The 25,230-nt window shown below is 65.2% G+C and carries 21 protein-coding genes; 4 read left to right on the forward strand and 17 right to left on the reverse strand.

Annotated features, from left to right (window positions below; all coding sequences use genetic code 11):
- Nucleotides 1-230: 230 nt before the first annotated feature.
- From CA260_RS16930 to CA260_RS16995, 13 genes are all read right to left on the reverse strand, one after another.
- A complete protein-coding gene (locus CA260_RS16930; RefSeq protein WP_111984181.1) occupies nucleotides 231-803 on the reverse strand; it encodes a hypothetical protein in 573 nt (190 codons plus the stop codon).
- A 1,009-nt stretch (nucleotides 804-1,812) separates the two neighbouring features.
- On the reverse strand, nucleotides 1,813-2,376 hold the full coding sequence (gene ssb / locus CA260_RS16940; protein ID WP_111984183.1) for a single-stranded DNA-binding protein: 564 nt from the start codon (nucleotides 2,374-2,376) through the stop codon (nucleotides 1,813-1,815).
- 365 nt (nucleotides 2,377-2,741) lie between these two features.
- A complete protein-coding gene (locus tag CA260_RS16945; protein ID WP_111984184.1) occupies nucleotides 2,742-3,437 on the reverse strand; it encodes a response regulator in 696 nt (231 codons plus the stop codon).
- Nucleotides 3,434-6,100: a sensor histidine kinase gene (locus tag CA260_RS16950; RefSeq protein WP_111984185.1), complete on the reverse strand. Its 2,667-nt coding sequence runs from the start codon at nucleotides 6,098-6,100 to the stop codon at nucleotides 3,434-3,436. Before CA260_RS16950 ends, CA260_RS16945 begins: the two co-directional genes overlap by 4 nt.
- Nucleotides 6,101-6,140: 40 nt before the next feature.
- Nucleotides 6,141-6,710 carry a potassium-transporting ATPase subunit KdpC gene (gene kdpC / locus CA260_RS16955; RefSeq protein WP_111984186.1) on the reverse strand — a complete coding sequence of 190 codons (570 nt, stop codon included), beginning with the start codon at nucleotides 6,708-6,710 and terminating at the stop codon, nucleotides 6,141-6,143.
- A 9-nt stretch (nucleotides 6,711-6,719) separates the two neighbouring features.
- Nucleotides 6,720-8,183: an outer membrane beta-barrel protein gene (locus tag CA260_RS16960; RefSeq protein WP_425479753.1), complete on the reverse strand. Its 1,464-nt coding sequence runs from the start codon at nucleotides 8,181-8,183 to the stop codon at nucleotides 6,720-6,722.
- A gap of 141 nt (nucleotides 8,184-8,324) precedes the next feature.
- Nucleotides 8,325-8,525: a hypothetical protein gene (locus tag CA260_RS16965; protein ID WP_111984188.1), complete on the reverse strand. Its 201-nt coding sequence runs from the start codon at nucleotides 8,523-8,525 to the stop codon at nucleotides 8,325-8,327.
- 142 nt (nucleotides 8,526-8,667) lie between these two features.
- Nucleotides 8,668-10,749 (reverse strand): potassium-transporting ATPase subunit KdpB, encoded by a 2,082-nt coding sequence (gene kdpB, locus CA260_RS16970; protein ID WP_111984189.1) that lies wholly within the window; start codon nucleotides 10,747-10,749, stop codon nucleotides 8,668-8,670.
- Nucleotides 10,750-10,768: 19 nt separating this feature from the next.
- A complete protein-coding gene (kdpA, locus tag CA260_RS16975) occupies nucleotides 10,769-12,571 on the reverse strand; it encodes a potassium-transporting ATPase subunit KdpA (RefSeq protein ID WP_111984190.1) in 1,803 nt (600 codons plus the stop codon).
- Entirely contained in the window at nucleotides 12,568-12,660 is a 93-nt protein-coding gene (gene kdpF / locus CA260_RS16980) for a K(+)-transporting ATPase subunit F (protein ID WP_111984191.1), read from the reverse strand. Before kdpF ends, kdpA begins: the two co-directional genes overlap by 4 nt.
- A gap of 1,030 nt (nucleotides 12,661-13,690) precedes the next feature.
- The gene (locus tag CA260_RS16985; protein WP_111984192.1) at nucleotides 13,691-14,662 is read right to left on the reverse strand and encodes a DedA family protein/thiosulfate sulfurtransferase GlpE; all 972 of its coding nucleotides are present in this window, start codon (nucleotides 14,660-14,662) and stop codon (nucleotides 13,691-13,693) included.
- A 92-nt stretch (nucleotides 14,663-14,754) separates the two neighbouring features.
- A complete protein-coding gene (gene ggt, locus CA260_RS16990) occupies nucleotides 14,755-16,530 on the reverse strand; it encodes a gamma-glutamyltransferase (RefSeq protein WP_202864109.1) in 1,776 nt (591 codons plus the stop codon).
- 184 nt (nucleotides 16,531-16,714) lie between these two features.
- Nucleotides 16,715-17,932 carry an MFS transporter gene (locus CA260_RS16995; protein ID WP_111984194.1) on the reverse strand — a complete coding sequence of 406 codons (1,218 nt, stop codon included), beginning with the start codon at nucleotides 17,930-17,932 and terminating at the stop codon, nucleotides 16,715-16,717.
- A 136-nt stretch (nucleotides 17,933-18,068) separates the two neighbouring features.
- Here CA260_RS16995 and CA260_RS17000 point away from each other — a divergent pair, with 136 nt between their 5' ends.
- A complete protein-coding gene (locus CA260_RS17000) occupies nucleotides 18,069-19,070 on the forward strand; it encodes a polyprenyl synthetase family protein (RefSeq protein ID WP_111984195.1) in 1,002 nt (333 codons plus the stop codon).
- Between the two features lie 97 nt (nucleotides 19,071-19,167).
- On the opposite strand, the gene CA260_RS17005 is transcribed toward CA260_RS17000, so the two are convergent.
- From CA260_RS17005 to ubiH, 3 genes are read right to left on the reverse strand one after another with little or no spacing between them, the layout of a single operon-like run.
- Nucleotides 19,168-19,956: a dienelactone hydrolase family protein gene (locus CA260_RS17005; protein ID WP_111984196.1), complete on the reverse strand. Its 789-nt coding sequence runs from the start codon at nucleotides 19,954-19,956 to the stop codon at nucleotides 19,168-19,170.
- A 32-nt stretch (nucleotides 19,957-19,988) separates the two neighbouring features.
- Nucleotides 19,989-21,212 (reverse strand): UbiH/UbiF/VisC/COQ6 family ubiquinone biosynthesis hydroxylase, encoded by a 1,224-nt coding sequence (locus CA260_RS17010; RefSeq protein WP_111984197.1) that lies wholly within the window; start codon nucleotides 21,210-21,212, stop codon nucleotides 19,989-19,991.
- A complete protein-coding gene (gene ubiH / locus CA260_RS17015) occupies nucleotides 21,209-22,441 on the reverse strand; it encodes a 2-octaprenyl-6-methoxyphenyl hydroxylase (RefSeq protein ID WP_111984198.1) in 1,233 nt (410 codons plus the stop codon). Before ubiH ends, CA260_RS17010 begins: the two co-directional genes overlap by 4 nt.
- Nucleotides 22,442-22,540: 99 nt before the next feature.
- On the opposite strand from ubiH, the gene CA260_RS17020 reads away from it, so the two are divergent.
- The 3 genes from CA260_RS17020 to CA260_RS17030 are packed head-to-tail and all read left to right on the forward strand — an operon-like array spanning nucleotide 22,541 to nucleotide 24,650.
- Nucleotides 22,541-23,146, forward strand: a complete 606-nt coding sequence (locus CA260_RS17020) for a hypothetical protein (RefSeq protein ID WP_111984199.1) — start codon at nucleotides 22,541-22,543, stop codon at nucleotides 23,144-23,146.
- An 8-nt stretch (nucleotides 23,147-23,154) separates the two neighbouring features.
- Complete coding sequence (locus tag CA260_RS17025; protein ID WP_111984200.1) at nucleotides 23,155-23,721, forward strand: cob(I)yrinic acid a,c-diamide adenosyltransferase; 567 nt, start codon at nucleotides 23,155-23,157, stop codon at nucleotides 23,719-23,721.
- Nucleotides 23,722-23,729: 8 nt separating this feature from the next.
- Nucleotides 23,730-24,650 (forward strand): histone deacetylase family protein, encoded by a 921-nt coding sequence (locus CA260_RS17030; protein WP_111984448.1) that lies wholly within the window; start codon nucleotides 23,730-23,732, stop codon nucleotides 24,648-24,650.
- 110 nt (nucleotides 24,651-24,760) lie between these two features.
- Here CA260_RS17030 and msrB read toward each other — a convergent pair whose 3' ends face one another.
- Nucleotides 24,761-25,162 (reverse strand): peptide-methionine (R)-S-oxide reductase MsrB, encoded by a 402-nt coding sequence (gene msrB, locus CA260_RS17035; RefSeq protein WP_111984201.1) that lies wholly within the window; start codon nucleotides 25,160-25,162, stop codon nucleotides 24,761-24,763.
- Nucleotides 25,163-25,230 lie beyond the last annotated feature (68 nt).

Below are 25,230 nucleotides of genomic sequence, written 5' to 3' on the forward strand. Positions count from 1 at the left end.
GGCGCCAGGGAGGGGCAAAACACAACAACTTCCTAGACGCCGTCCCCAGACGCATCCGCCGCGCAATATCAAGAGGACCCGGTTAGGCGGCCCTAGGCAGATCACAGTGGCCCGAACTGTCCCCTCCGGGCGAAAGCAGACCGCGGGCTGCAACGATCAGCAAGGAACCGCCGAAGCGGCCCCTTGCCTGGCTCCCGACTCATGTCACGGCCAGGAGGAAAAAGCTTTAGTCACTCGCCACTTTCAGTCGACTGGGCATCGCCGTGCACACCTAGCGTGCGTACCTGCAATTGCTTGCCATCAGGCGTGGCCTCCGAAACCTGAAGAGCTCCACCGTTGGCGGCCGCCCCCTTAGCTGTGACGACGGGGGCGCCCTGGCCATCCTCCAATATGAACATCGTGTTGCCCTTGCCATCGACCATCATGCCGATTCGGTCGCGAGGCACACCCTTTTCGGAGTGCTGCGCATCCAGCCCTATCGCTACGCTGCCATTGGCCATGGTTGCCATGCCGCCACGTTCGATTCCGGTGGTGTCGTAAACCACCAGTCCAGCCACGCGGCTCTTGCGGTTCCCGCCAGCAGGATCCTCGCCGATCCGCACCCGCACCGTACCCGCGTCATCCACGGCATAAATGCGGTGGACTCGTACCTCGCGCTGGACGATGCCGCCTACGCCATACCAAGCCAAGAACATCGCCACCATCAGCAACAGCAAACCGACCATACCCCAGCGCGCGCGTCGCAACGAACGCTCAAGCTGGGTCAGACGCACGTCAACGGCTTCCGGCGATACGGAGGTCATGCGTTTTCCTTTGCGGGTTTGGGTGCCGCCAGACGTTAGCACCCAGTTAGCTGTCACGGCAATCAAGTCACTAGAGTCTGCGATCAGGGAAACCGAAAGCGACTCAATGCCCGATGAGAACCTCATTGCGTTGCAGATCGAAATCCGAAACCCGTAGGGCAAGCAACTCGCCAGCTCAAAGACCTAGCTTGATGAGCAAGTGGACGATGAGCTCGTTCCTACATGCCAATGCGCTCCCAGGCGCCCTGGCACACCTGCTCACTGACAAAGTTCAGTAACCGCGATTCCTCCGCGTGCTGTAGTCCCTTAGGTGCGTTTACGATTGATCGTCTCGCGCGTCGAGGCCGCTTCGTCTCGATCGATTGGGCCATGTCCTTTATGGCTCCCCTCGCAAGCTGATCAACCATTCCGATAGCCCGCTCAGTCAATCGAGCGGCCAGCCAGCATAGGTATATCCCGATGTAAGTCAGGTTTCGGTACTTTCCATGACTCAGGATCTGCCCCTTCCGAATTTTCGCGCGCGCCCCCCCCCTGGTATTCGAGCTTTGCGAGACCAAAGGAAATGGCGGACCGGCTTCGAATTCGGCGCACAACGCTGGAAGAGAGCGATTCAAGTTCAGGATCGGTGAGGTAGGACCGAGTGGAGAGACGTTGCTCCAAGTCGATCCCGCTGGCATGGGCCCACAGATACAGACGCTTGATGGCACTAGATCGGCGCTGATGGTGTTTGCCGAGCGTCCCGCGTTTCGCACCTGAGTCGTGATGAAGAGCGCTAGAAAGTAGATGGGCATGCCGGTGTCATCGACCAGCATCGACAAGCGCTCGCCATCGTCGAGCACGATAAGGTGAATTTGAAAAGGCTCTCGACGTTGCATTGAACAAATTACACGGGGTATCTGGTAGGAAAGATACCCCCCGTGCCACTCACCGCACCTCAAGTCGCGTTAAAAAAAAGGCCATGAAATCATGGCCTTTTGATCAAACGCAACAATTTTGCAGGTGGTACAAATTAGAACGGAATATCGTCGTCGTCGAAGCTGTTGTTCTGGGCCGGCGCTGGGGCGGACTGGCGCTGCTGGTTGCCGTAGTTGTCGCCGCCACCGCGCTGGTTGCCGTAGTCGTTGCCGCCACGGGACTGGCCGCCACCGTAGTTGCCGCCGCCCTGGCGCTGACCACCGCCGCCACCGCCCTGCGAGCGCTGGAAGCCGCCACCGCCGCCGCCCGCGCCGCCTTCGGAACCACCGCCAAGCATCTGCATCTCGTTGGCGATGATGTCGGTGCTGAAGCGCTCGATGCCGTCCTTGTCGGTGTACTTGTCGGTGCGCAGCGAGCCTTCGATGTAGACTTGGCGGCCCTTCTTCAGGTATTCGCCGGCGATTTCAGCGAGACGGCCGAACAGCTTCACGCGGTGCCACTCGGTGCGCTCCTGCTTCTCGCCGCTCTGCTTGTCGGTCCAGTTCTCGGACGTCGCGATGCGGATGCTGGTGATCGCCGCGCCGCCGCTGGTGTAACGGGTTTCCGGGTCGGCACCGAGGTTGCCGACGATGATGACCTTGTTGATGCCACGTGCCATGGAAGGAATGTCCTCTGTGAGCCGGCGCTGCGTTCTGGGGCAGTCAGCACCGGGATGGTTGATCCGGCAGCCATCATAACCGTGGGCCGGCCGTCGAAAACAGGAAGAATTTTTCCGTCATGACCCGCCTGCCGGCCCGGCAAGGACTCCGGCTGGCGTCCGGATCGGACGAAAAACCAGGCGAATCAGACCACTGGCGGTTCTCAGCGGCTGCGACACAGGGGCCAAGTGGCTTTTGTAGGAGCGCACCCAGTGCGCGATGGGCAGTACGGTTTCCCCGCCCGCTCGCGATAACCCGGTATAGGGATTCCATGCGGGACGGTCGCGCACTGGGTGCGCTCCTACAGGGAGGCTCGCCCTGTTCCTCAGTTCCCGCTGATGAAGCGGTAGCCCACGCCCGGTTCGGTCTTCAGCCAGCGGGGCGAGGCCGGGTCGTCGCCCAGTTTCTGGCGAAGCTTGCCCACGACGATGCGCAGGTAGTGGCTGTCGTGGGTGTGGGTGGCGCCCCAGATGTCGCGCAACAGCTGCTGCTGGGTCACGACCCGGCCGGCATGGCGCAGCAGCACGGCCAGCACGGCGTATTCCTTGCGGGTCAACGCGAGCAGCTGGCCGTCGAGCGTGACCTCGCGCCGCGCCAGGTCGATGGCCAGCCGGCCGTCGTCGTAGCGCTGCGGCGCATCGGGCTCACCGGGCCGGCTGCGCAACAGTACACGCAGGCGTGCCATCAGCTCCTGGATGCCAAAGGGCTTGGTCACGTAGTCGTTGGCGCCTGCGTCCAGCGCCTTCACCTTCTCGGTTTCCGAATCGCGCACGGACAGCATCAGCACCGGCACCTGGCTCCACTGGCGCAATTCGGCCAGTACCTCATGGCCTTCGCGGTCCGGCAGGCCGATGTCGAGCACCACGAGGTCCGGCGAGCGCGTGGCGGCCAGAGCGAGTCCCTCGGCCGCGTTCGCGGCGAGCAGTACTTCATAGCCTTCCGCGCGGAGACCTATGTCGAGGAACTTGCGGATCTGCGCCTCGTCGTCGATGACCAGGACACAGGGGGCAGCGGCAGTCATGCGTTGTTTTCGGGCGGCGCCGGCAACGGCAAGGTGATGCGAATGGTGGTGCCAACACCGTCGCCCGGCAAGGCTTCCACGCTGCCGCCGTGGGCGCCGATCATGCCGCGGCAGATGGCAAGGCCCAGGCCGGTACCTTGCGGCGCCCGGTCGCCACGGGACACCGAGTAGAACATGTCGAAGATGCGCGCGCGTTCGTCCTCGGGGATGCCGGGGCCGCGATCCACCACGTCGATCTGCACCTTTTCGCCGTTGGGTCGCACCACGATGCGCACCGCTTCACCGGGCGGCGAGAAGCGCGCGGCATTCTCGAGGATGTTGAACAAGGCCTGCTCGATCAGCGCCGGATGCACATAGAGCAGGATCGTGTTCGACGGCAGCGCGATGTCGAGGCGCAGATCAGGAAAGAGCTTGCGCAACCGGTTGGATGACGCTGCGACGATCTCGGCCACGTCGGTCCAGTCGCGATTGAGCTTGAGCGTGCCGTGACCCAGGCGTGTCATGTCAAGCAGGTTCTGGATGTAGCGATCCAGGCGCTGTCCTTCGCCGAGGATCGCTTCGAGCAGCTCGCGCCGTTCGCCGGCGGGAAGCTGGTCGCCGTAGCTTGCCAGCGTGCCGGCGGAACCGATCATCGACGCGAGCGGCGAACGCAGGTCATGCGATACGGACGACAGCAGCGCATTGCGCAGGCGCTCCGTTTCACCCTGCACCCGCGCGCCTTCCAATTCGTCGGCCAGGCGCGCGCGCTGCAGCGCCTGGCCGATGTCCTGCACCATCGCCATCGCGAGGCTGCGTTCGTCCACTTGCGGCTCGCCACGTTCGGGCGGAAAACGCAATACGGCCACGCCAAGTGGGTTGTCGGCGCTGCCCAATGGCAATACCCAGCAAGGCGCGGCATTCAGCGTGTCGGTATAGCGACCGGCCTGCTCGGCGTGCTGCTCGCTCCATGACGCGGCACCGAGATCCTGCGTGGCCAGCGGAAAATCACGCGGCGCCGTGGCGACGACACGCAGCACCTGGCTGGCGTCGCGCGCCAGGATAGCCGCATCGCAATGCAGCACATGGGAGAGCGCATCGACGCCGGCCTTGCGGATGCCGGCCGCATCGGTGCTGGTGGAAAGGCGCTGCCCCAAGGACAGCAGCGCCCTGGCGTTCGCATGCGCGGCGCGCAGCGACTCCACCTGGCTCGCCAGTCGCGTCGCCAGCCGGCTGCACACCAGCGCCGTTACCAGGAACAGGCACACCGCCAGCACATCGTCGACGTTGGCGATGGCCAAGGTGTAACGTGGTGGAGCGAAGAAGAAGTTGTAGCCGAGGAAGCAGAGAATGGCGGTATAGACCGCCACCACCATGCGCGTTCTCGCCGCCACCACCATCACGGCCATCAGGAAGATCAGCGCGAGGTTCGCCACCGACAGGTAACGGTCGGCGATGAAGGACAGGCCGAACGCCACCAGCGTGGCGACCGTGGCGAACACGTATTCGTCCCGCCGCCCTTTCCCGCCCGGCATGCGAAGACGCATGCGCGACTTCGCGCGTTCCGCCGGCGTGGCGATGATGGTCAGTTCCAGATGCGCGCCACGGCGCAACAACAACTGCGTGAGCGACCGGCCCAGCATGCGCGCCATTGGACGTTCGCGCGTGCGTCCGAGAATGATCTGGCCGATGCCCTCGCGATCGGCATGCGCGATCAATTCGTCCGCGATGGCGTGGCCTCGCAGCATCACGGTGTCGCCACCCAGCCGACGTGCGAGTCGCATGGCGGCATCCAGGCGCTCGCGACGCCCCTTGTCCAGCGTGGCGCCGTTGTCGACGAAGGCCACGCTCCATGGCGCGCCCCGCCGCTCGGCGATGCGGCGCGCGATGCGCACCAGGTATTCGCTTTGCGAATGACCATCGATGGCGGCCATCACGCGGCGCCGTACGGGCATGGCGCCGCCACGCGCCAGCATCTGCTCACGCAGGTCGCTGTCCACGTGACCGGCCACGGTATCGACGGCCAGCTCGCGCAGCGCGACCAGATTCGTCGGTGAGAAAAACGCATCCAACGCCGCCGCCGCCGTTTCCGGCACGTAGACCTTGCCCTGCTTGAGGCGCTGGATCAGTTCGCGTGGCGGCAGATCCACCAGCACGATGTCGCGCGCGCGATCGAGGAACGCATCGGGCACCGTCTCGCGCACGGTCACGTTGGTGATGCGGCGCACCTGGTCGTTGAGGCTTTCCAGATGCTGCACGTTGAGCGCGCTGTAGACCTCGATGCCCGCATCCAGCAGTTCGGCGATGTCCTGCCAGCGACGCTCGTGGCGACCGCCAGGCAGGTTGCTGTGCGCCAGTTCGTCCACCAGGATCACCGCCGGACGCCGCTGCAAGGCAGCGTCCAGATCAAACTCGGTGAAGTCGCGGTCTCGGTAGTTCACCTTGCGCCGAGGCAGCACTTCGAGACCTTCGAGCAGCGCCTGCGTTTCCGCGCGACCATGGGTTTCCACCAGGCCGACCACCACATCGATGCCCTGCCGCTTCAGTTCACGGGCGGCCGACAGCATGGCGTAGGTCTTGCCGACGCCAGGTGCCGCACCCAGGAAGATTTTCAGCCGACGGCCGTTTTCTTCCTGCACCGAATCGAGCAGGGCATCGGCGCGCGCTTCGCGGGAAGGTTCAGACATGCATCGCGTGCCGTCAGTGTGGATGGGGGTACGTTATGCCTTAACGGGCATCCAGCGCCATATTGAGCTTGAGCACATTCACCCGTGGCTCGCCCAGCACGCCAAGCTGCCTTCCCGTCGTCGCCATCGACACCATCGCCTGCACCTGCGATTCGCTCAAGCCACGGATGCGGGCCACACGTGCCACCTGGTAAGCCGCCGCGGCCGGCGAGATTTCCGGGTCCAGGCCACTGCCCGACGCGGTGACGAGGTCCACCGGCACCGGCGCGCGATTGTCGGGGTCGGCAGCATGCAGCGCATCGATGCGCTGCTTCACCGCGTCAGTGAGTGCTGGATTCGTAGGGCCCAGGTTGGAACCCGTGGATGCCGCCGCGTTGTTCGGCTGCGGCATGGTGGCGGACGGACGGCCCCAGAAGTACGTCGGATCGGTGAACGACTGGCCGATCAACGTGGAGCCGACCGGCTTGCCGTCCTTCTCGATCAGGCTGCCGTTCGCCTGCGACGGGAACAGCGCCTGGGCCAGACCGGTGGCGACGAGCGGGTAGAACACGCCGGTGATGGCTGTCATCAACAACAGCATCATCACCGCGTTGCGAATGAGCCTGATCATGTCTTGACCTCAGTAATGAAGGATCGCGTCGAGCAACGCGGTCGTCTGATGATTCTTGATGCCGCCGTCATAGGCGGGGAAATCGTAGGCGTACTCGTAGCGAATCTCAGGGCGGATCTCCAGGTCAGGTGACACCCAATACGTCATGCCCACCGTGTGGCTGGAATAGCGCGTGGCATAGCCCGTGCGCTGGCCGTCCTCGTCGTTGTAGAACTCGTTGCGGATCGAAACGAACGCCTTCGGGCTCACCTGGACGTTGAAGTAGTTGACGATGCCAAAGGCGGGATTGCGACCCAGTGGGAAATTGGGCGCCTCGCCCACCGGGTAACCCGGCACGCCATTGGGCGCGTGCGACTGCGAGGGGTCGGTCGCCAGCGCCTGGTCCTTGACGTAGATGTAGTACACCTCCGTCAGCATGTGCACGTCGGGCGTGAAGCGATGGCCCCAGGTCAGCACGAACTCCTGCAGGTTGTTATAGGTCTGCTTCTTGTTGTTGTAGGACTCCACGCAGGGATAGAGCATGTCATCGTTCGACTTGGACACCCAGCGCACGCAGGCCTGCGCCGTCAGGCGGCTGGTGCTGTCCCAGATCGCCGAATCGTCGCCGCCATGCAGGCCGAGTTGCAGCGTCCACTGGTCGTTGAGCTTGGTGGTCGTGATGACGCCCATGTTGGTGTACGCATCCACGGTGTAGAGGATGGAGTGCGTCAGCAGATAGTTGTTGGGCGAGAACTGCGCCTCGATGTCGGGCAGCGAGAGATAACGTCCCGCCGTGATCACCATGCCCTTCGCCACCCACGGGATGTAGAAATCCACATAGGCGATCATCGGGTCATTGCCGTAGATCTTGCCGTTGAGCGCACTGTTCGGCCGGGGATTGTTGAGCAATTGATCGCTCGTCACACCCTTCATGGTCGTGTAGTGATAGTCGTAGCCGTACAGGTCGTCGAAATGGAATCCCCAGTCGACGTGGTCGGTCTGCACCGTATCGGGGATGCGCTCGATGCGAAACAGGAACTGGTCGAACTCCACGCGGTTCGGGCGCGTGGCGTAGGACAGCGGGTAATTGGTGTGATCCGACGTGCTGAGGTTGGCCGACGGATTGATCCAGCCATAGACCTCGATGCGGTTGTCCTGCATCCAGTGGCCGAGCTTGGTGCAGGCCAGCGCTTTTTCCAGCGGGTATTGCGCATTGCCGTTGGGGACGCCGATCGGATAGTCCACGCCGCCCAGCTGCCATTCTGACGACGGGAACGGCGGCGAAGAGAACGGTGCATCCATGCCGCGACGCGCTGGAGCCGGCGCATTGGGATCGGCAGGCTCGGCATCCTCGCGATAGGCCGCGGCAAGGCGAGAGAAGAAGCCGCGCGAACAATCGGCGCTCTCTGCCGTCGGGGCCGACGGCGCGACGTCGCCGAGTTCGGCCGAAGGCGTCACCTCCGTGACCGACGCGGCACGCTCGGCCGAAGCCATGGCCTGTTCGGCCGGAGCCAGTGCGAAGAGAAGCGCGAACGAAAGTACCTTCTTGGACATCATGGGTGTTCCTGAAAACCGGCTCGGGGCGAGCCGTCCTTTTCTAGTGGGTAGAGGATGGGTGCCGCGCGAACGCCCAAGTCAGATGCCGGCGTAACCGCCGAGCACGTAATCGTCCTGCTCGTTGCGCGGCGACTCGGTGTCGTGCGGCTGCGGTCGCGATCGGGCCGCTGCGGGCAACGCAATCACGACGTCACACGGCGAGTCATTCGCACAAAGGCGAAGCTCGATGTCGGGATGCATGTCGTCTGGCAACGAAACGGAAAGCTTGAGGGTTTGCATGGAGAAGCATCCGATGGGGAATCACCGTCCACTTGTGATCTCGTCATTCCGGCGCAGGCCGGAATCCAGCAGTCTCAGTGGGCGGTATCGCCACTGGATCCCGGCCTGCGCCGGGATGACGTCATGCAGGGTCGACGCAAAATCACGCCAATCCGCAAATCACCAACAACATGTCGACCAGCTTGATGCCCACGAACGGCACCACGATGCCGCCGAGGCCATAGACCAGGAGGTTCCGCCGCAGCAGCGCACCGGCGCCGAGCGCGCGGTACTTCACGCCCTTCAGCGCGAGCGGGATCAGGAAGATGATGATCAGCGCGTTGAAGATCACCGCCGACAGGATCGCGCTCTGCGGCGTGGCCAGATGCATCACGTTGAGCGCATTGAGCGCGGGATAGGTCGTGGCAAACGCAGCCGGAATGATCGCAAAATACTTGGCCACATCGTTGGCGATGGAGAACGTGGTCAGCGCACCGCGCGTGATCAACATCTGCTTGCCGATCTCGACGATCTCGATCAGCTTGGTCGGGTTGGAGTCGAGATCGACCATGTTGCCGGCCTCCTTCGCCGCCTGCGTGCCGGTGTTCATCGCCACCGCCACGTCGGCCTGGGCCAGCGCGGGCGCATCGTTGGTGCCGTCGCCACACATCGCCACCAGGCGATTTTCGCCCTGGATCTTGCGGATGAGCTTGAGCTTCGCTTCCGGCGTCGCCTCGGCGAGGAAGTCGTCGACACCGGCTTCTGCCGCAATGGCGGCCGCCGTGAGCGGGTTGTCGCCGGTGATCATGATGGTCTTGATGCCCATGCGGCGCATTTCGGCGAAACGCTCGCTGATGCCGCCTTTCACGATGTCCTTCAGCTCGATCACGCCCAGCGCGGACGCGCCTTCGGTGACGATCAGCGGCGTCGCGCCCCGGCGCGCGATGTCTTCGGCCATGTGCTTCACCAGCGGCGGCAGGTGGCTGCCACTGGCTTCCAGATGGCGCTCCACGGCATCGAGCGCACCCTTGCGGATCCGGCGATCACCAATGTTCACGCCGCTCATGCGGGTCTGCGCGGTGAACGGCACGAACTCCGCGTGCCCCTCTTCCAGCTGGCGTTCGCGCAGGTTGAAGCGTTCCTTGGCCAGCACCACGATGCTGCGGCCTTCCGGCGTTTCGTCGGCCAGCGAAGCGAGCTGCGCGGCATCGGCCAGGCGGCCCTCTTCCACGCCCGGCGCCGGCAGGAAAGCCACGGCCTGGCGGTTGCCCAGCGTGATGGTGCCGGTCTTGTCCAGCAGCAGCACGTCCACGTCACCCGCTGCTTCGACGGCGCGACCGGAAGTGGCAATGACGTTGGCGCGAATCATGCGATCCATGCCGGCGATGCCGATGGCCGACAGCAGCGCACCGATGGTGGTGGGAATCAGGCACACCAGCAACGCGACCAGCACGGTGAGGGTGATCGGATTGCCCGTACCGGCCGCCTGCACGCTGTAGATGGAGTACGGCAGCAGCGTGGCGCAGGCCAGCAGGAAGATCAGCGTGAACTTCGCCAGCAGGATGGTGAGCGCTATCTCGTTCGGCGTCTTGCGGCGCGACGCGCCTTCCACCATCGCGATCATGCGGTCGAGAAAGCTCTCGCCCGGATTGCTGGTGATGCGCACCACCAGCCAATCCGACAGCACGCGGGTACCACCGGTCACCGCACTGCGATCGCCACCCGATTCGCGGATCACCGGCGCGGATTCGCCAGTGATGGCACTCTCGTCCACGCTGGCCGCTCCGGCTACCACGTCGCCATCGCCCGGCATCGAGTCACCCGCCTCGACGAGCACCAGGTGACCGACGCGCAGATCGGAAGACGGCGTGAACGTGACGGCCGCATCGCGATAAGGCGCAGCGAGCCGCTTGGCCACCACATCCTTGCGCGAACTGCGCAGCGCGGCGGCCTGTGCCTTGCCGCGGCCTTCCGCCAGCGCTTCGGCGAAATTGGCGAACAGCAGGGTGAACCACAACCAGATCGTCACCCAGAAGATGAAGGCGGTGGGCGCCTCGCCGTGGCCGGCCAGCGCCTGCACCCACAGCAGGGTGGTGAGCACGCTGCATACGAATACCACGAACATCACCGGATTGCGGAACTGCAACCGCGGCGACAGCTTGCGGAACGAGTCGGCGATGGCCTGGAGAATCAGGCTGCGGTCGAAACTGCGCACCGCAGGCACATGGGTATGAGTTGTTGTCATGATCGATATCCGGTGGGCATCAATGGGCCGACATCAGGAATTCGGCGATAGGCCCCAGCGCGAGCGCCGGCAGGAAGGTGAGCGCGCCGACCACGATCACCACGCAGGCCAGCAAGGTGACGAACAGCGGCGTATGGGTGGGCAGCGTGCCTGCCGACGGCGGCACATGACGCTTGGCGGCCAGCGAGCCGGCCATGGCAAGCATCGCGATGGCGAGCAGGAAGCGCGAGAAGTACATGCACACGCCGAGCAACACGTTCCAGAACGGCGTATTGGCAGAGAGGCCACCGAACGCGCTGCCGTTGTTGTTGGACGCGGAGGTGACGGCGTACAGCATCTCGCTGAAGCCGTGCGCGCCAGGGTTGGCGACACCCGCCACGCCAGCCGGCGTCGCCACCGCGATGGCCGTGCAGGTCACCACCAGGGCGCAGGGCACCAGCACGGCGAGGCTCGCCATCTTCATCTCGTGCGCCTCGATCTTCTTGCCGAGGTATTCCGGCGTGCGGCCCACCATGAGGCCGGCGATGAACACCGCGACCACGGCGAAGGCGAGCATGCCGTACAGGCCCGAGCCCACGCCGCCGAAGATCACCTCGCCCAACTGCATCAGCCACATCGGCACCAGGCTGCCCAGCGGCGTCAGCGAGTCGTGCATGTTGTTCACCGCGCCGCACGAGGCGGCTGTGGTGATCGCAGTGAACAAGCCGCTGGCGGCGATGCCGAAACGTGTTTCCTTGCCTTCCATGTTGCCGCCCGCCTGCAGCGTGCTGGCCTGCTGGTCCACGGCGAGTCCGTGCAGCGCGGGATTACCCGCTTGTTCCGCGGCCACCGCTCCCAACGCCAGCGGCACAAAGATCAGCAGCATGGTGGCGAGGATCGCCCAGCCCTGCCGCCGGTCGCCCACCATGCTGCCGAAAGTGAAGCAAAGACCCGCCGGAATCAGAAAGATCGCCAACATCTCGATGAAGTTGCTGAAGGGCGTCGGGTTTTCGTACGGGTGCGCGGAGTTCGCGTTGAAGAAGCCGCCACCGTTGGTACCGAGCTGCTTGATCGCGATCTGCGACGCGGCCGGGCCCATCGGCAGGGTCTGCGTGGTCACCATGGTTGCCTTGGTGACGTCCTTGCCGGCGGCGTCCTTCACGGTGTTGCCGGCCGCATTCTTCACCGTCTCGATCGCCGTGGTGTGCTCCATCAGCGGCACGTCGACGTACGAGCGGAAGTTCTGCACCACGCCCTGCGAGGCGAGCAGCAAGGCGATCACCAGCGAGAACGGCACGAGGATGTAGAGCGTGCTGCGGGTCATATCGACCCAGAAATTGCCGATGCTATCGGCACTGCGACGCACGAAGCCGCGCACCACCGCCACCAGCACCGCGATACCGGTCGCCGCCGACAGGAAGTTCTGCACCGCCAGGCCCAGCATCTGGGTCAGGTAGCTCATCGTGCTTTCGCCCGCGTAGCCCTGCCAGTTGGTGTTGGAGACGAAGCTGATGGCGGTGTTGATCGCCGAGTCCGGCGCCACAGCGCCGAAGTGCTGCGGGTTGAGCGGCAGCCATTGCTGAAAGCGCTGCAACGCATACACCACGACCAGGCCGGCCATGTTGAAGACAAGCATGGCGATCGCATAACGACGCCAGCTCATCTGTTGCTCGGCGCGTACGCCACTGAGCCGATACAGCAGGCTCTCCACACGGCGGCCCGCACGCAGCACGCCATTGGGCGTTTCGGCGAACACCAGCGCCATGTAGCCGCCCATAGGTTTCACCAGCAGCAACAGGACGATCAGATAGATCGCGACTTGGAGGAGATCGTTGGTGGTCATTCGAACCACTCCGGCTTGAGCAAGGCCACGCACAGGTAGCCCGTCAGGGCCACCGCGATGGCGGCAGCCACAAAATAGATAGCGTTCATGGGTGGATCTCCCCCAGGGACTCGAAAGCTGCGAAGGCGCCGCCATCCGGGCGGCGGCGGTCGATCAGGGGCGCCGGCCGAGCCGATCGCAGATCAGCAGGAAGCCGATCGACGCGGCGAACAGCACGAACGAAAAGAGGAGGTAAACGACATCCATGGGCACCGACTCACCGTGTTCTGCAACGGCGGAAATTGTCGGTATCGGGGTATAACAAAGGGGTAGTGAAACCCGGCGGGGGCGTATAGAAGCCGTAAAATTTTGAGAGGGCAGCCGATGCTTGCCTGGCGAAAACCAAACTCACCGCAAGATTGTCCCCTCACCCCAGCCCTCTCCCCGGAGGGGAGAGGGAGAAGGAATGGCGGCGCCCGCCCCCCCTCTCCATGCAACGAAGTTGTTTTAAGTCCTCTTCGCCATGGCGCGTTGCGGTGTAGCCACACCGTTCGAGGTAGTAACGAGCGCTCCCCGACTAACTTCGGTCGTCAGGCTCTATTCCTCATATCGCAACGAGCCTTGGCTCTGAAGGCCGTTTTCTTTGGGTTACTTTTGACGCGAAGCTAATCCCGTGGGACTTTGACTCCGGGCTGACGCCCTCCGCCCTTCGGGCCGGCTTCGCCGTTCGCACGCAAAGAGCGCGTGCGTGGGCCAGCAAAAGAAAAGTGACGCGAGCTTCCCACGGGACTAGCTTCGCGTCGCCCCACAGGGACTAGCTTCGCGTCGCCGGCAGGAGATCGAAACGCCCGCCGCGTCCCACAGGGACTAGCTTTGCGTCGTAAGCGGCATGCTCGCGGTAGCACGGCTACCGAAGGCAACAGACGCTCTCAGCTAGAGCGATAACCATGCAGACCTGCGCGAAAGACTGTCGCGCACAGGGTGCGCTCCCACAATTTAAAGAGCGGCGATAGTGTGGAGATTGCGGCGAAAGGCAATCGCGCACTGGGTGCGCTCCTACAACATAAGATTGGCCAATGGATGCTGGCTCCCGCCGTCCGCCAACGCTGGCCCGACTGCGAGCAAAACAAAGGCCCAAGCCTACGCCGCGTGCGACACCACTTCCGGCTCCTGTCCCGGCACGCGATGCACCGGAAAGCCAGCTGTCTCCCACGCATCCAACCCACCGAGCAACGGCCTCACGCGCTTGTAGCCGTGGGCCATCAGCGCCTTCGCCACCATCGCGGCGGAGGCTTCGTTCGGGCAAGTGCAATAAATGACCAGTTCCGCATCGATCGGTACTTCGGCGGCGATGCGGTCGACGCTGTTCACGTCCGCCAGCAACGCGCCGGGAATGATGCGGGTATCCATCATGCGTGAGGCATCGGAACGCACGTCCACCACCACCGGGGTGCGTCCATCTTCGATCGCTTCGTTGAGCTCGTCCACCGTGATGCGCGCCATGCGCAGCGTCTTCAGCAGGCGATGCCGCTGCCACCACTTGGCGACGATGTACAAGGCGAGCAGGCAGCCGATCAGCATCAGCGCCACGCTGCCGGCGTTGGCCAGCGCCTCGATCACGTCGTCGATCTGGTTGGCGAACACGTAACCCAGTGACACCGCCACGCCCACCCACAACAGCGAGCCGATGCCATCGAACAGCGCGAACGGCACCGCACGCAGGCCCATCGCGCCGACCAGCGGCGGAGCCACCGTGGACAGGCCGGGCACGAACTTGGCGAGCAGAAGCACGCCGCCGCGCCAGCGCTGGAAGCGCAGCTCCGATTGCTTCACGCAGGAATCGGGCGAGAGCGAGATGCGGCACAGCGTGCGCATCACGCCACCGCCAAAGTAACGGCCAGCGAGATACCACGCGAAATCGGCCAGCAGGCAGGCCAGCAACCCCACCGCGAGCACGCCGCTCAGGGGCAGTTTGTCCATCGCGGCCAGCGCGCCGGCGACGATCATCGTGGGCACGGCGGGCACGGGGGCGCCCGCCTGCTCCACGAGCACGTTGAGGAACACCAGCAAAAGGCCGTATTGGGTGATCAGCGCGACGATGTGATGGGCCATACGAACCTCGCCAACGGTGTTTCCTGAAGCAGTGGGATGATTGGGTCGCCCCGACCCGAAAACAATCGGCCGCTTGGCCGGGATGGCCGCTTTCAGTAGCCCACGACCTCGCCATCCTTGCGCATCTCGGTCGTGCCCCAGTACACACCCTGTTTGGCGTCGAACAGGATCGCCTCGTAGCCGCCGAAATTGCCGGTGCCCGGCTCGATCGTATAGCCGCGCCGGGCCAGTTCCGCCTTTACCGCAGGGTCGAAACCCGACTCCATCTCAACCTTCCCGATACCCTGCGACGGCTCGCCGGTCGGCTCGGCATTGCCGTAGTGCCGCCAGCGCGCGGCGTCGCCGGCATCCTGCACGTTCATGCCGAAATCGATGATGTTGGTGAGCACCTGCACATGGGCCTGGGGCTGCATGTCGCCGCCCATCACGCCAAAGGCGAGGAAGGGCTCGCCATCCTTCAGCACGAAGCCAGGGATGATGGTGTGGAACGGCCGCTTGCCCGGCGCATACACGTTCGCCGCCTTGGGATCGAGCGAGTACAGCTCGCCGCGATCCTGGAACATGAAACCGAGCCCATCGGCCACCAGGCCCGAACCCATGCCGCGATAGTTGGACTGGATGATCGACACCATCATTCCGTCCTTGTCGGCAGTGGTGAAGTACGTGGTGTCGCCATCGAACAGGCGCGGGTCGCCGGGACCGATCGACGGATTCGCGCGATCGAGATGGATCTCCTTGCGCCGCTGCCCGCCATAGCCTTCGGAGATCAGCCCCTTCATCGGCACCTTCACGAACTTCGGATCGGCGTAGAACTTCGCCAGGTCTTCGTAGGCCAGGCGCTTGGCTTCCAGCATTGCCGTGATGGCATCGGCACTGCCGACGCCCATCTTGCGCAGGTCGAAGCCCTTGAGGATCTGCAGCATCTCCAACGCGGCGAAGCCTTGCCCGTTGGGCGGTAGCTCGTACACGTCGTAGCCGCGGTAGTTCACCGATTGCGGCGTCACCCATTCGCCGTGGTAGCCGGCGAAGTCCTCATAACGCAGGTCGCCGCCGATGCGCTTGAAATACGCATCCATCGTGCGCGCCAGCTCACCCTTGTAGAACGCATCGCGTCCGCCTTGCGCGATGATCGTCAGCGTGCGCGCCAGGTCGGGGTTGCGGAATACCTCGCCCTCGGCAGGCGTATGGCCGTCTATCAGGTACGTGTGTCGCGCATTGTCCAGCTCCTCGATCAGACCCTTCTGCTTCTCGAACGAAGCGAAGTTGGCCTTCCAGTACTTGGCAACGAGCTGGGTGATCGGGAAACCGTCCTTGGCGTAGCCGATGGCTGGCGCGAGATCCTCGGCCATCGGCAGCTTGCCGAATTTCTCATGCAGCGCGAACCAGACGTCGACCGTGCCCGGCACCGTTACCGGCAACGAGCCCACGGCAGGGATATGTTCCTTCGCCGGCATGCCCGCCTTGGCGTAAGCGGCCTTTACTTCGGCCTTCATCTTCGCCAGGTCACGCCCCTTCGCCGAAGGACCGGAACCATTGTAGCCGTACAACTTGTGCGTCTTCGGATCCCACACGATCACGAAGCAGTCGCCACCGATGCCATTGAGCACCGGCTCCATCAGGCCCAACGCCGCGTTGGCGGCAATGGCGGCGTCCACCGCACTGCCGCCCTTCTTGAGGACGTCCAACGCCGCCTGCGATGCGAGCGGCTGCTCGGTGGCCGCCATGCCATGCTGGGCGATCACCGGCGATCGGGACGCCCAGGCAACGCCGGAGTAGCGGTCTCCACGACTGATGTCGGCGCTCAGCGCCTGCCCGGCAAGCAAACTCGTGGCAGCGGCCAACAGGGTGATCGCGGGGAAGCGCGAAATACGGGATGTCGCCATGCGGACGGCCTCATCAACGGGAGGGAAGCACGGCGCCATGCGTCATGGCCAACTGCGCCACCGCCACATCACGCCACAAGACGTGCCGTCATACACCCTGACCGCACCGCTGCCAAGGAACGCCGCCACATCACGGCCATCGCGTCGATGAAGCGGCCGCTCGCCGGTATCAGGCGCCCCGCGCCACCACGGCGCCATCGACGCCGGCATCGCCCTCGCGAATGCGACGCGCGCCGGCCAGCACCAGCGGCAGCCACAGCAGCGTCATCGCCGCAGCGCACAGGAACACGCCATCCGTGCCCAGCCGACCCAGCGCCATGCCGCCCACCGCGCCTCCCACGAAGGCGCCGAGGAACTGGCTGGTGGAATACGCGCCCATCGCCGCGCCACGCAGGTGCGAGGGCGCCAGCCGCGAGACGAGGCTCGGCAACGCCGCCTCGAGCAGGTTGAAGGCGGAGAAGAACACCGCGGCCGCCACGCCCAACACCGCCAGGTGATGACCCGATAGCGCAAAACCGAGCAGGCCCAGCCCGATCGCCACCACGCAGATGCCCACGATGCGCAGGCTCTGCGCCACGTCGCGCATCCGATGCAGGCAGGCACCCATCACGAACGCGGCGATCACCATCACCGGCAGGTACAGCTCCCAGTGGCGGTTCACCGGCAACTGCAGCCGCTCCGCCAGCAGCAGCGGCAGGCCCACGAAGCTCGCCGTCAGCAGCATGTGCAGGAAAAACACCGAGCCGTTCAACACCAGCATGCGTCCGTCGCGCAGCATGGACAGTACGCTGGCGAATGCCGCGGCGGCCGGTGCCTTCTGGCGCTCCGGCGTCGGCACGATCAGCCACAGCAGCACCAGCGCCGCGAGCGCCAGTATCGAGGTGGCGCCGAACAGCCCCGACAGGCCCTCGATCGCCTCGAGCGGCGGCCCGAGGATCAGCGCGAGCAGGAAGGCCACGCCAATGGACACACCGATGATGCCCATTACCTTGCCGCGGTTTTCCTCGCGCGTGAGGTCGGCCGCCAGCGCCGTGCCAGCGCCCGCCACCGCACCCATGCCCTGCAGCGCGCGGCCGATCACGATACCCGCCAGGCTGTGAGACAACGCCGCCACCAGTCCGCCCACGGCGAATACCAGCAGGCCCAGGGTGATGGCCGGCTTGCGGCCGATGCGATCGGACAGCAGGCCCAGTGGAATCTGCAGCAGCACCTGCCCCAGGCCGTAGACGCCCAGCGCCAACCCGATCAGCAACGGCGTGGCATCCGGCATCTTCTGCGCGTACAGCGAGAACACCGGCATGATCAGGAACAGGCCGAACAATCGCAGGCTGATCACGCAGGCCAGCGTCAGCGCGCTGCGCCGTTCGAGTGGGGAAAGTTTGCTCACCGGAGGGTTCTTCTCAGGGCAGTTTCTCCGCCGATTATACGTTTGGACCCGCAAATCCAGACGCGGTCCCGTGTCGCGGCGGTTTCTTGCGTTCAACTCTCTCTATAATCAGAGGACAAGACGCCGCGACTCCCTCATGACCACGACTCACGCCGACACTCGCCGTACCGCCGACTTTGCCGCCGTCAAAGGGCTCTCCGCAGGGGACATGCAGCGCGTCGATGCGCTGATCCGCACCCGTCTCTCTTCCGACGTGGTGCTGATCAACCAGATCGCCGACCATATCATCGCCGGCGGCGGCAAGCGCCTGCGCCCGATGCTGCACGTGCTGGCCGCCAACGCGGCCGGGTATCGGGGCGACCAGCACATCAAGCTGGCCGCGGTGATCGAGTTCATCCATACCTCCACCCTGCTGCACGACGACGTCGTCGACGAGTCGGACCTGCGCCGGGGCCGCAAGACCGCCAATGCGCTGTGGGGCAACGCCGCCAGCGTGCTGGTGGGCGACTTCCTCTACTCGCGCTCGTTCCAGCTGATGGTGGAGCTGGATGACATGCGCATCATGCGCATCCTGGCCGACACCACCAACACCATCGCCGAAGGCGAGGTGCTGCAGCTGCTCAACATCGGCAACGCCGACGTGGACGAAGCCGCCTATCTCGCAGTGATCGAACGCAAGACCGCCGTGCTGTTCGCCGCTGCCACCGAACTGGGCGGCCTGCTGGGCGGGCTGCATGAAGACCAGGTTGCCGCGCTGCGCCGCTACGGCATGGAACTGGGCTACGCCTTCCAGATTGCCGACGACCTGCTCGACTACGTGAGCGATGCCGACACGCTGGGCAAGAACATCGGCGACGACCTTGCCGAAGGCAAGCCGACGCTGCCGCTGATCTACGCCTTGCAGAACGCCGGCGACGAACAGAAGCGCTCGCTGCGCCACGCCATCGAACATGGCGGCCTGGATTCGCTGGACCGCATCATCGCCGCCATTCGCGATTCCGGTGCATTGGAACGCACGCACGAGCGTGCCGTATTCCACGCCAATGCCGCCCGCGATGCGCTGCGTTCGCTGCCCGATTCGCCGTGGCGCGAAGCCATGGCGACGCTGGCGGATTATTCGGTGCAGCGCAGCTTCTGATTCTTTCGCGAGGTTGGATCGCGCACTGGGTGCGCTCCTACAAAGTCACGGTGCTTTTGTAGGAGCGCACCCAGTGCGCGATCCACCCCGCCATCACTTACGGCGCGTTGGTAAACGCCCCATGCAGCCAGTCACGCATCAGCCGGTAGCTGCGCTGCGCCGCCCGCTCGTCATACATGCAACCCGGCTTGTGCTGATCGGTCTCGGTGAAGCAATGCACCGCGTTGCCCAGCACCACGAACTGCCAGTCGGCCTTGCTGCCACGCATCTCGTCCATGAACTTGTCGGCGTCGGGCATGGTGCCCTTGTCGTCGGCGCCATTCATCACCAGCACACGCGCCTTGATCTGCTTGGCGAGTGATGGATCGTCCGTCTGCAGGGCACCGTGGAACGAGACCACCGCCGCCACATCGGCACCGCTTCGCGCCAGGTCCAGCACGGCCGAACCGCCGAAGCAGAAGCCGATCGCGGCGAGCTTGGTCAGGTCGATCGGCGCACTCTTTCCCTGTGCCTTCAACTGGTCCAGTGCCACGTCGATGCGCTTGCGCATGAGCGCGCGGTCGCCGTACAGCGGCTTCACCGCCGCCATCGCCTGGTCGTCATTGGTCGGGCGCACCGTCTCGCCGTACATATCGGTGACCAGGATGACGTACTCCTTGCCGGCGATGCCTTCAGCCTTCTTCAGGGCCCCATCGTTCACGCCGTACCAGTTCGGCACCATCACCAGGCCGGGCCGCTTGGTGGCGACGGCATCGTCATAGACCAGCACGCTATGGAACTTGGTGCTGCCTTCGGTCCATTCCACCGGCTTGTGCACCATCTTCGCCTGCGCGGCGAAGGCACATCCGGACAGCAACAGCAAACAGCAAAGTCGGGCCATGCGCATGACTTCCACTCCTCGTTGCGGATCAAAACAAATCAGAGGCCTGCCGCGTGCTCGGCAAGCCGACGCTTGATGGGGTTCAAACGGTCGAGCAGACGCACACCGAGACCGCGCGCGGCCACCAGCGGCGGCGAGGTCCAGCCGTAGACGCGCGCAAGCGCATCGAAACTCAACGCATCGAGCGTGTCGGCGCTGCGCCGACGACGGGCGTAGCGACGCAGCACCTGCGGGGCAGCGATATCAACGCCATCCTCGCGCGCGCCCACCAACACGTCGCGCAGCTCGCTTACATCGCGCAGGCCCAGGTTCACGCCCTGCCCAGCGAGCGGATGCACCGCATGCGCAGCATCGCCCAGCAAAACGAAACGTTCGGACTGGTAGCTCTTGGCCAGTTGCAGGCGCAGCGGAAACGCGGCGCGCGGCGTGCTTCCCACGACGCGCCCCAGGCGGAAATCGCTGGCCACGCCCAGCTCGTCGAGGAATGCCTGGTGATCCAATGCCATCACGCGCTGCGCCTCAGCCTCCGGCAGCGACCAGACGATCGAACTGCGCCCATCGGCAAGCGGCAGCAGGGCCAACGGCCCAGTGTCCAGGAAGCGTTGCCAGGCCGTGCCTTCGTGCGGACGCTCGGTGCTGACATGCGCGACGACGCCGCGCTGGGCATAGTCGCGGCCCTGCGTTTCGATGCCGGCCAGCGAACGCAGCGGCGAATTGGCACCATCGGCGGCCACCAGCAGTCGCGCGGAGAGCACGTCGGTCTCCGCGCCATCCAGCGTGAGTTGCACCCGGTCTTCCAATACATCGAAACCGCTGACCTGCGCCGGGCACAGGCGGTGCACGCCCGCTGACTCCAACGCCTGCCACAGCTGCCACTGCACGAGATTGTTCTCGACGATGTAACCGAGCAGGTCACGTCCTTCGTCGGCGGCGTCGAAATGGATCGAAGCGCCGGTAGCGGCGTCCCACACATGCATGTGCGCGTAAGGGCCGGCACGCTGCGAACGGATGGATGCCCAGACGTCCAGATCGTCGAGCAGGGCGACGGACGATGGGGCGAGCCCGACGACGCGAAGATCCACTTCGTCCTGCGCTGACCAGGGCGTGGGAGCGCGGACTTCGACCAGCGCCGTGGCAAAACCGGCGCGCGCCAGCGCCAACGCCGCGGCGGCACCGACCATGCCACCGCCAACGACGGCGACATCCCATGCCGGTCCGCGGCGGCGCGGAGATTCGTTCCGGGACAACGACGGCACGCTCACGGCAACCGCTCCAATACCGCACGCGGCGGCTCACTGCGAAAACCCATGCCGCGCCGGGCCATCAGGCGCTGCAGCGGCGGCACGCGATCGAACGCAAGCATGGCCATCGAACGCAGCGGTCCGAGCAGGGGCTGCGCCAGGCAGGCCAGCTGCACCAGCCCGTGGCTCATGGCCATGGTGCCTTCGCGGTCCGCCGCACGGCGTGCCGCATAGCGTTCCAACAATGCTTCAGAGCCCGGATCGTCGGCGCCGGCTACCAGTTCGGCCAGCGTCAAGGCATCGCGCAGACCGAGATTGAATCCCTGCGCGCCGATCGGATGCACGGTCTGCGCGGCGTTGCCGACCAGCACGGCACGCGGTCCGATCAGTTCCTTCGCCGCCACGCGCTGGATCGCATACGGATGACGACGTCCAGGCCGGCTGAGGCGGCCAAGCCGCCATCCGAAGCGTTGCTGCGCGAGCGCGATGTAGCCGTCGTCATCCAGCGATGCCACCGCGTCGGCATCCTCGCGCGGCACGGTCAGCACCAGTCCACACCGGCGGCCCGACAGCGGCAACAAGGCCACCGGGCCATCGTCGGAGAAGCGCTCATACGCGCGGTTGGCATGATCCCGTTCCGGCGTCACCGTGCAGACGAACAAGGTCTGCTGGTAGTCATGGTGCTCGGCGGCGATGCCCAGGCGATCGCGCACGAAGGAAGCCGTGCCATCCGCGCCCACCAGCAGCGGCGTGTCGAGTTCGATCACGCCATCGGCCGTCTGGATACGTGCGCGCCAGCCGCTCGGCGTCGACTCCAGCGCCTCCAGCTTGGCTGGCGCCAGCCGCTTCAGATGGCGGCACTCGTCGAGCCGGCGCAACAGGCCAGCGCCAAGCTCGCGGGCTGGCAGCGTCCAGCCCAGCGCGTCGACCCCATGCTGCCGCGCATCCATCCGCACGCTGCCGAACTCACCCGCGCGCGTGACGTGGATGTGACGAATCGGCGTGGCCTGCGCCGCCACATGCGGCCACACGCCGATCGCGGCGAGACCATTCACGGTGGCACGGGCCAGCGCGAGGTTGCGCTCGTCGTAGCTCGGCTGTTCGCCGACACGCGGCGCCGCGGCTTCGACCATCACGGCCTCGATGCCTGCGGCGTCCAGAGCGATGGCCAGGCTGGCGCCGACCAGCCCGCCTCCAATGATGAGGACGGGCGGCCGCCCGGTCGTGGCCTGGGGGAATGAGGTAGTCATCGCCGAATCATACGCGCTAGCCCTGCCCAGCCCCATCAGGGCCGCGCCGGTTTGCGATAGACTTGGCGTCTGCACTCTGCGCAACACTTGGAGCAATTCATGGCTACGACGCAAAACCAGCGGCTTGGCATTTTCCTGGCCCTCGCCCTGGTGATGGCCGCCACCCGCGTGCACCTCTCGCTGTTCCACCACGACGTGTGGGACGCTTCCTGGGCAATCTTCTTCCTGGCCGGTTTCTGGCTGCGCGGCTCGTTCCGCTGGGCCTTCCCGCTGCTGATAGTCGAAGCGGTCGTGGTCGATTACATCGTGATCAGCAACCAGGGCATCAGCTTCTGGGATCACTACTGCGTGTCGGCCGCCTACTGGTTCCTGGTGCCTTCCTACCTCAGCCTGTGGCTGGGTGGCAGCTGGCTGGCCCGCCAGCAGCCGGGCCTGAACCTTCGTGGCCTGGGCACGGCAGCCGTCGCGGTGCTGGGCGGCTGGGTGGCGTGCTACGTCATCTCCAACGGCAGCTTCTACTGGCTGAGCAACAGCGTGCCGCAGCCGCGCAGCGTAGGTGCCTGGGTCGCCAACATGGGTGACTGGTACCTGTTCTTCCTCGAAGCCACGGTGCTCTATATCGCCCTGGGCCTCGTGGTGCACGCGCTGGCCGTCCAGCTGTCGCGCACACTGGGTCATGCGGGCCAGTCCAAGCTGCCGCACTGAGGCAGCGCGTGGGCAATCGTCTTTCGAAGATCTACACGCGTACGGGCGATGACGGCAGCACGGGTCTGGGTGACGGTTCGCGCGTCGCCAAGGATTCACTGCGCGTCTCCGCTTACGGCACCGTCGATGAGCTCAACAGCGCCATCGGCATGGTGCTCGCCTCCGATGGCGTGGGCGACGACGTGCGTGAAGCGCTGACCCAGGTCCAGCACGAGCTGTTCGACCTGGGTGGCGAGCTGTGCATTCCCGGCATGGCGATGGTCCATGACGCGGACATCGAGCGCCTGGAACGCGTACTCGACGGCTTCAACGATCCGCTGCCGCCGCTGAAGGATTTCATCCTGCCCGGCGGCGGCATGGCAGCCTCGTGCTGCCATCTGGCCCGCACGGTGTGCCGGCGCGCCGAGCGCGACGTCATCGCGCTGGGCCGCGTCGAGGAAGTCCGCCCGCAGGCGCAGCGTTACCTCAACCGGTTGTCCGACCTGTTGTTCGTGATCTGCCGCGTGCTGGCCCGGGCCAGCGGCCACGGCGAAGTGCTGTGGCAGCACGAGCGCCGTCGCAAGCCGACGGCCTGATCGACGCCATGCTGCGGCTCTACACCCACACCACTTGCCTGCAGCATGATCCCGGCCCGGATCAACCCGAGTCCCCCGCGCGCCTGCGCGCTGTGCTGCAGGCGCTCGATCACGATCGCTTCGTGGCGGTGGATCGCATCGAGGCACCGCGTGCCACGCGCGAGCAACTGCTGCGCGTGCACACCGCCGAGCATGTCGATCGCATCCTGAATACCCTGCCCGACAGCGGCACCGTTCGCCTGGACGAAGACACCCTGATGTCACCCGGCTCCGCCGAGGCGGCGCTGCGAGCCGCGGGCGCACTGGTGGCGGCGGTCGATGCGGTGCTGGGCCAGGGAGGCCGGGCCTTCTGCGCGGTGAGGCCGCCCGGCCACCACGCCACGCCCGACCGCGCCATGGGTTTCTGCCTGTTCAACAACGTTGCGGTAGCCGCAGCCCATGCGATCGCTGCGCATGGCCTGAAGCGCGTCGCCATCGCCGATTTCGACGTGCACCATGGCAACGGCACGCAGGACATCTTCGCGCACGAGCCGCGCGTGCTGTTCCTGTCCAGCCACCAGATGCCGCTGTACCCGGAAACCGGTCGTGAGGACGAACGCGGCGCAGGCAACATCGTCAACGGCCCGCTCTCGCCTGGCGATGGTTCCTACGAATTCCGCGAGCTGTGGGAAGGCGTGCTGCTGCCGCGCATGCACGCGTTCAAGCCGCAGCTGGTGCTGGTGTCCGCCGGTTTCGATGCGCACCGCAACGACCCGCTGGCCGATCTGCGCCTGGGCAGCGAGGACTACGCCTGGATCACCAGCCGCCTGGTGGCCGTGGCCGAAGCCCATGCCGATGGCCGCCTGATATCGACGCTGGAGGGCGGCTACAACCTGCTCGCACTGGCGACCAGCGTCGCCGAGCACGTCAGCGAGCTGATGGAGCCCTGACCAAGGCTTTTTTGTACGAGCGCACCCAGTGCGCGAAAAGCCTACGCAGCGGCGACGCGGCAACGCTGCGGTCGCGCACTGGGTGCGCTCCTACAGTTGCGGTTACCGGCTCACCCCATCGGCAGAAAATCCAGCGCCACTGAATTGATGCAGTAGCGCAACCCGGTCGGCTTGGGACCATCGGGAAACACGTGCCCCAGATGGGAGTCGCATCCGGCACAGCGCACCTCGGTGCGACGCATCCCGTGGCTCTCGTCCTGATGCAGGCTGACGGCCGCCCGCGTGATCGGCTGGAAGTAGCTGGGCCAGCCGGAGCGGGAATCGTACTTGGCTTCCGACGCGAACAGTTTCGCGCGGCAGGCCACGCATACGTAGGTTCCCGCGGCCTTGTGCCGGTACCACTTGCCGCTGAACGGCGGCTCGGTGGCCGAGCAACGGCATACCGCGTACTGCTCCGGGCTCAGGCGGGCACGCCAATCCTCGTCGGGCCTGGTGATCTTTTGCTCACTCACGCGCAATCCTTATCGGGACAAGGTTCATCCAACTGCCGTCCAGAGGGGCTTTCTGCTAGTTTTACGAG

The organism is Dyella jiangningensis, from assembly GCF_003264855.1.
GTDB lineage: Bacteria > Pseudomonadota > Gammaproteobacteria > Xanthomonadales > Rhodanobacteraceae > Dyella > Dyella jiangningensis_C.